At 60.2% G+C, this 6,390-nt stretch carries 6 protein-coding genes; 3 read left to right on the top strand and 3 right to left on the bottom strand.

Annotated features, from left to right (window positions below; translation table 11 throughout):
- Positions 1-289: 289 nt before the first annotated feature.
- Positions 290-988: an SDR family NAD(P)-dependent oxidoreductase gene (locus tag FJ398_25050; protein MBM3841162.1), complete on the bottom strand. Its 699-nt coding sequence runs from the start codon at positions 986-988 to the stop codon at positions 290-292.
- A 501-nt stretch (positions 989-1,489) separates the two neighbouring features.
- On the opposite strand from FJ398_25050, the gene FJ398_25045 reads away from it, so the two are divergent.
- The 3 genes from FJ398_25045 (at position 1,490) to FJ398_25035 (ending at position 5,224) form a co-directional block, all read left to right on the top strand.
- Positions 1,490-2,005, top strand: coding sequence for a ferritin (locus tag FJ398_25045; protein ID MBM3841161.1), 516 nt, complete (start codon positions 1,490-1,492; stop codon positions 2,003-2,005).
- A gap of 252 nt (positions 2,006-2,257) precedes the next feature.
- Positions 2,258-4,153, top strand: coding sequence for a hypothetical protein (locus FJ398_25040; protein MBM3841160.1), 1,896 nt, complete (start codon positions 2,258-2,260; stop codon positions 4,151-4,153).
- Between the two features lie 393 nt (positions 4,154-4,546).
- A complete protein-coding gene (locus FJ398_25035) occupies positions 4,547-5,224 on the top strand; it encodes a hydrolase (GenBank protein ID MBM3841159.1) in 678 nt (225 codons plus the stop codon).
- Positions 5,225-5,348: 124 nt separating this feature from the next.
- Here the strand turns inward: FJ398_25035 and FJ398_25030 are convergent, their stop codons facing one another.
- Together FJ398_25030 and FJ398_25025 are read right to left on the bottom strand one after the other, a co-directional pair.
- Positions 5,349-5,579 (bottom strand): zinc ribbon domain-containing protein, encoded by a 231-nt coding sequence (locus FJ398_25030; protein MBM3841158.1) that lies wholly within the window; start codon positions 5,577-5,579, stop codon positions 5,349-5,351.
- 24 nt (positions 5,580-5,603) lie between these two features.
- Entirely contained in the window at positions 5,604-6,077 is a 474-nt protein-coding gene (locus tag FJ398_25025; protein ID MBM3841157.1) for a hypothetical protein, read from the bottom strand.
- Positions 6,078-6,390: the final 313 nt, after the last annotated feature.

Raw genomic sequence — 6,390 nt, 5'->3', positions numbered from 1 at the left:
GAATTTTGCCTGGGGCTGCGTTGCTCCTCGGTCACAGCCCCACTGGCGGGGGATGCTCGCTCGTCGCGCCTTGCCCCAGGCCAAATTGGGCGCAACGAACGTGAGCGTATTTACGAAACGGACCACTTAGCCGCAGTGCAGCTTTGCCCGCGAGCTGCTCAAGCATGTCGCCCGGACGCCACGCGGACAAGCTGTCCGCGCTCCTTCTTTGAATCCTCATTGTCTTTCGGCTGAACGGCCGATTTCAGGTTCAACGATTTTAACCGCTGTAACGCTCCAACGCTCCGACCTACTCCCTTGCCCCCGGCACCGTCAGCGGCTGTCCGTTATGGCGAGGATTCAACGACAGGAGAAACGGGACGGCGCTTTTGGCCCACTGCTGAGGCGTGGGATAGGACGCCGCCGAACTTCCAAAACAGCTTTGCAGCATGTCCGTGTTGATGATGCCGGGATTCAGCGGCACCGCGGCCATGCCGGAGGGCAGTTCCTGCGCCAGCGCCTGAGTCAATCCTTCGATGGCCCACTTGGTCGCGCAGTACGGCGCCACCTCCGAACTGGCGCACCGGCCCCAGCCCGAACTGAAATTCACGATCACGCCGCTTCGCCGTTCCACCATGGCCGGCGCGAAATGCCGGATCACGCTGGCCACGCCTTTGACATTCACGTCAATGACGGCGGAGAACTCGGCGGCATCGATTTCCCACAAGCGGGCGTTGCGATTGATCAGCGCGGCGTTGTTCAACAGCAGGTCCGGCGCGCCGTGCGCGGCGAGAACTTTTCGCGCCCAGGATTTCACCGCTTCATCCGACGCGACGTCCACAATCGAGAAGGTGTGGGGTTCGCCCAGGTGCTCCTGGACTTTTTGGATCTCGGATCGCGACCGGCCGCACCCTGCCACCGTGTGGCCGCGGCGGCTAAATTCGTCGGCCATCGCCCGGCCGAGTCCGCGGGTGATTCCGGTGATCACAACGACCTTTCGTTCGCTCATGAAACTATCCCGTCGCATTCGCGTTGCGAGCGCAAGCAAAATGAACCGGTTCCAGGAGAGGGTAGGGCGAGTCCGTCCCGGCGAGCCGCTCGACGTGCGTCGAACACGTCGGACTCGGCTCGCTGAGGACAGGCTCGCCCTAGTGATGTGTCTCACAAATGGCTGGAGTTATGTTGCGCCCAAAACGGCCTGGGGCAAGGCGCAACGAGGGAGCATAGCCCCAGTGCTCTGCGACCGTTCATTCATGGGGAGCTTTCTTGGCCTCAGGGCCATGCACATGGCCCATGAAACTGAAAGCCGTGCGGACCGCAGCCTTCAGGCTGCTTCCGCGCACACTCCGGAGTCGAGCGTTGAAGTGGCCTAAAGGCCACGGTCCGGACGAACGGTTCAATGGATGAGCCGCATCGGCAACGCCTTGATTTGTCACCGCCGGGACGTAGAGTGAGCGAGAGATTCTGAAACGGAACGTGTCTTAAGCTTAACCGAACGAACGAGGTCCATATGCTCATCAGCCAATCCATGAACGACGCCATCAACCAGCAGATCGGAAATGAATTCAGCGCCTCCCTGCAATACGTCTCCATTGCGGCGCACTTCGCGTCCGAAACCTTGCCGGAACTGGCCGCGCACTTTTTCAAGCAGGCCGAAGAGGAACGGGACCATGCCATGCGCTTCGTGAATTACGTCGTCGAAGCGGGCGCGCGCGTGGAAATTCCGGCAATCCCGACGCCTCAGTCCGAGTTCAAAACCGTCGAGGAAGCCATCCAGCTTTCGTTGGATCGTGAGAAAACGGTGACGGAACAAATCAACGAATTGGTCCAGCTCGCGCTCAAGGAATCGGACTACATCACGAACAACTTTCTCGCCTGGTTCTTGACCGAGCAACTCGAGGAGGTTTCGAGCATGGAAAACTTGCTGAAGACGGTTCAGCGGGCCGGCGAAGCGAACTTGTTGTTCGTCGAAGATTACCTGGCCCGGAAACAAGGCAAAATATCCACTTCGCCCTCTATGCGCTGATAGTTCGCTTGAGGAGAGAATCTCGGAAGAAGCCATTTGTGAGACACATCACTGGGGCGGGCCTGTCCCCAGCGAGCCGAGTCGGACGTGTTCCACGCACGTCGAGCGGCTCGCCGGGACGGACTCGCCCTACCGGGTTTCATGGGCCGAGTGCAGGTCCGAAAGGAACAGGCAGCTTTCCATGACGATTTACGAATTTCCCCAATTCTTTTCTTGTTTTTTCTCCCCCGCAGCGTATAGAGACTCCCAGCCATGGAGGCGCTATCCAAAAAATATCTGAGGCGCAAACTTGCCGGCCATCCGTTTCTTTGCCTTTTGGTGCAGGACACGTGGTTTCGGCTGGGTTGCCTGGGTTTCATTCTGTTGCTCGTTTCGCTGGGACTGTTTCTCCCGCGCATCTGGACGGCTTCGCCGCCGGGTTTTCTTCCTGTCGTCAAGGTCAGCGGCCTCGACCTGGCGCAAGCGTGGTCGCTCAAGCGCAGCGCGCGCCAGGCGATGGCGGCCGGCCGGTTCGACGACGCCCACTATGCCTGGATGGCGGCGCTGGCCAACAATTCAGCGGATGCCAGTCTGCTTCGCGGATCCCTGGAGTGCGCTTCAACCAGCGCAAACAGGCGCAAATACCAAAATGCCGTAGTGCCGCAGGCGCTCTGGCTGCTTCGCCTTTGTGAGACGAACCGGAACGATTTGGAAAGAGTCGCGAAGGTTCTCTTTCAATACGGCCATTTTGAGAAGGTCGCTGCCTTGCTGGAGCCGCGGCAAGAGGAACTCACGCCGCCACTTGAAGCCGTGTATTTGAAAGCGCTCTTCCGCGCGGGCCGAGCCGATTCCTTCATCCGCCGATGGCGTCGAACGCAAGCGAGCCTGCCGCCCGACGAGGAACTTTCACTCTGCCACTCGGCCTGGATTGCGGGTTGGTCCGCGACCGACCCCGCGGCAGACGCGGTTTGCGCTCTTGAGCAATCCCTGGAGAAAACCGCGCATGGAATTCTTTCCTGCCGCCTCTTGCTCGTGGTCGGTTTGCGGCGAATGGACGCAGCGCGGTGCCGCGAAATGCTGGCGAGGCTCCATACGGAGCGCGCCGACACGCTTCCGGAACACGTCGAATACTGGCGGTTGCTCGCACAACTCGGCCACAAAGCGGAAGCGATGCATCTGGCCGAATCACTTCCCTGCCCGCCGGCGTCAGCCGATGAAGTCATGGCGTTCGCGCAACTGTATCGCGAATGGGGGCTGCGGGAACACGCGCTGGGCGTGTTTCGGCGATGGGTTGCCGATTTCGGTGGCTCGGCGGAAGTCTGGGCCGCCTATTCCCGCACGCTCCTGGAGCTTCGAGACTGGGATGAGCTTCGGCGCGTTGCCCTTCAGATTCGGGTTCGAGCCGAAGGAGGCCAGGAAACGCTGACGGCTTACAGTTTCTATTTGGAAGGGCGGGCGGATCTTGGCCTGCAACGCCGCTTCCACGCGCGGTCCGCATTTCAAAAGATGGCCGAGTGGGAATTTCACCCTCCGCATCTCGGTCTGGAAGCGGCGAAAGATCTGATCCTCCTGGACTATCCCGATCTGGCGGAAGCGGTCTTGCTGAAACTGGAGGATTCTCTGCATTCGAGCGCCGAATACTGGTCGTTGCGTTTTCAAATCGCGGAGAAACTCAAACAAGCCGATCGCATGCTTTTCGCAGCGCGCCGGGCGCACGAACTTCGCCCCAAAGAACCAGCCCTCGCCAACAATTACGCCGCAGCCTTGCTCATCTGCCGCGAAAGTCCAGCGGAGGCGATTTGGCTGACTTGGCGGGTTCTGATGCAGACACCGCACGCGCCGTCCGCGCAGATTAGCCACGCCGCGGCTTTGCTCCTGAACCAGAGAACGGAGGAAGCCTTGGCTCTCCTCGCCGCCATCGACCCCTCCCGCCTGACGGACACTCAACTCGTGGCTTATCACCTGAACCGCTTCGAGGCTTGCCTCAAGTTGCAGCGAACGCGCCAGGCCTGGGCGTGCAGCGATTCGATCGATCCACAGCATTTGTATCCTCCCCAAGCCCAATGGCTGGAGGAGGCGCGAAAGAGCCTTCCACCGCGAAAAACCGGGGAGTCGGCCATTCTCATTTTACCGGGACCGCCGACATCCTTGTCGGCGAATTCCCGTTAGGCCTCAGCCGTATCTATTCAATTCAACCACGAATGGACACGAATCGGGACGGCTATGAGATGGAGCCATTGGCCCTTCCCATGGTAGGGCGAGCCTGTCCCCAGCGAGCCGAGTCGGACGTGTTCCACGCACGTCGAGCGGCTCGCCGGGACGGACTCGCCCACCGGGTTCATGGGCCGAGTGCAGGTCCGAAAGGAACAGGAAGCTTTCCACGACGAGTCACTAAAAGTGGACCGTCGGCGGCGGTGTGGAGAAGGGACAGAAACCCAATCCCAAGGGGATTGCGTCCTCCAGCCCAGGGTTGCGAGGAACGAGCTACCCTGGGTAAGGCGAACGAGAAGGAACCAACCCTTAGCGTTGCTTTCGAGAAACGGCAGCGGCTAAGTTGAGCGGGTGATTCGCGTTGTCCTTTTTGATATCGACGGCACCTTGATTCGCACTTACGGGGCCGGCACGAAAGCCTTCGAGCGCACTTTTGCCACGGAATTCAAGATTCCGCGCGCGACGGAGACGCTGAGCTTTGCCGGACGGACCGATACTTCGCTGGTGCGAGAGGGTTTTCAGTTGCACGGCATCAAACCCACGCCCAAAAACTTCCGGCGCTTTTTCGAGAACTATGTCTTCTGGCTGGATCACCTTCTGCAGGCTTCGAATGGAGGGCCATGTCGCGGCGTGCGCCGGCGGCTGAGGGATTTTGCGCGGCTGGCCCAACCTCCGCTCATCGGGTTGCTGACGGGCAACATCCGGTTGGGCGCCGAAATCAAGCTGCGCCACTACGGACTATGGAATTCCTTCCGGATGGGCGCGTTCGGGGATGATCATGAAGATCGCAATGAACTGGCGAGGATTGCCCAGCACCGCGCTGGCCGCCTCCTTCGCCGCCGGATTGCCGGCGATGAAATCCTGGTCGTGGGCGACACGCCCCGGGACATTGCGTGCGCGCGCTCCATCAATGCCCGCGTACTGGCGGTGGCGACAGGAGGATTTACCACCGCGCAACTCCGGCCCCACAAACCGGACTGGCTTGTGGAGAACTTGGAAGGAATCCGGGTTAGCGAAATGTCCCGGTAACCGGTAGGGCTGCGTTGCCGCGCAGCCTCTCTTCAGTCGATGCGGCGGCGCAGCAGCGCCGCCCTACCATCGACGGGTTCATGGGCCGGGAGCAGGTTCCCGAGACCATGAAAGCGTTCCAGAATCAAGTTGGCTGGAAATCGGACGCACACCGACCGCACGCCATGGGATTGCCGGTACAAGCCGGACCGTCGCTGGCGCTGCTTTCGGCGTTGCCCGCGGCGAAGACGGAAAGCTTTTTTGCCAGTTTCGTCGAGCCGCAGTGAGGACATTCGGTGCCTTGCCAGTCGGTAGTTCGTACCAGGACCTCGCTATCCTTGCCGCATTGTCCGCAATGGAATTCGTAAATTGGCATGGGCCAACGATAGAGGGTAGCAGCTTACTTCGCGCCCTGGTCGATCCAGGCTCGGAGCAGGCCAATCTGTTCCTTGGTCAACGCCGGGTATTTGTCGCGCTTGTCCACGGGCGGCATCCGCAAATCTTCCTCCACCAGGTCGGCGGCCTGGATCACCATCGGGCTTTTTTCGCTCTTGCCCACGACGACAGCGGCTTCTCCGCTGCTTCCGCCTTTGATCGCGGCCTCGCGGCTGTCGAGACGATATTTGCTCTTCGGCTTTTCCGGCCCGTGACAGTTGATGCAAGATTTCTCGAAGATGGGTTTGATGTCTTTCTCGTAAGTCACCCCTTCTTTCTTCGCTGCCGGCGGCAACTTGCTGATGTCCGGGTCGGCCGCGCGTGCCGTACCCAAGGAAAGAGTGATCAAGCCAAGGCCCAAAGCGATGCTTCTGATAGTCATAGATTTCATTTGCGTTTTAATCTTTTCAAAGACGCTTCCCAGATCAAACAAATTCATTCTTGATTCTTGCTTAAAGAGCCGGGTTTCCCTATTGGCTCTCCGTCATGAACCGCACGGTAGGGCGAGCCTGTCCCCAGCGAGCCGAGTCGGACGTGTTCCACGCACGTCGAGCGGCTCGCCGGGACGGACTCGCCCTACCGGGTTCGTGGGCCGTATGCATGCTTCTGAAACCTAGGATGCTTCTCAGAGCGTGTCCGAAAATTGCGCGGGGTCCTGCGGCGAGGGATTTTGGCTGTGGCCAAGGCGGCGAGGTCCGAGCATCCCCAACGCGGGCTGTAAGGACCGAGCCAACGCAGGCCACGGACAAAAG

The sequence above is a fragment of the Verrucomicrobiota bacterium genome (assembly GCA_016871535.1).
In the GTDB taxonomy this organism is placed as follows: domain Bacteria; phylum Verrucomicrobiota; class Verrucomicrobiia; order Limisphaerales; family SIBE01; genus VHCZ01.
Note: the sequence above shows the minus strand (reverse complement) of the source record. Positions and strands in the feature narration are given on the sequence as shown.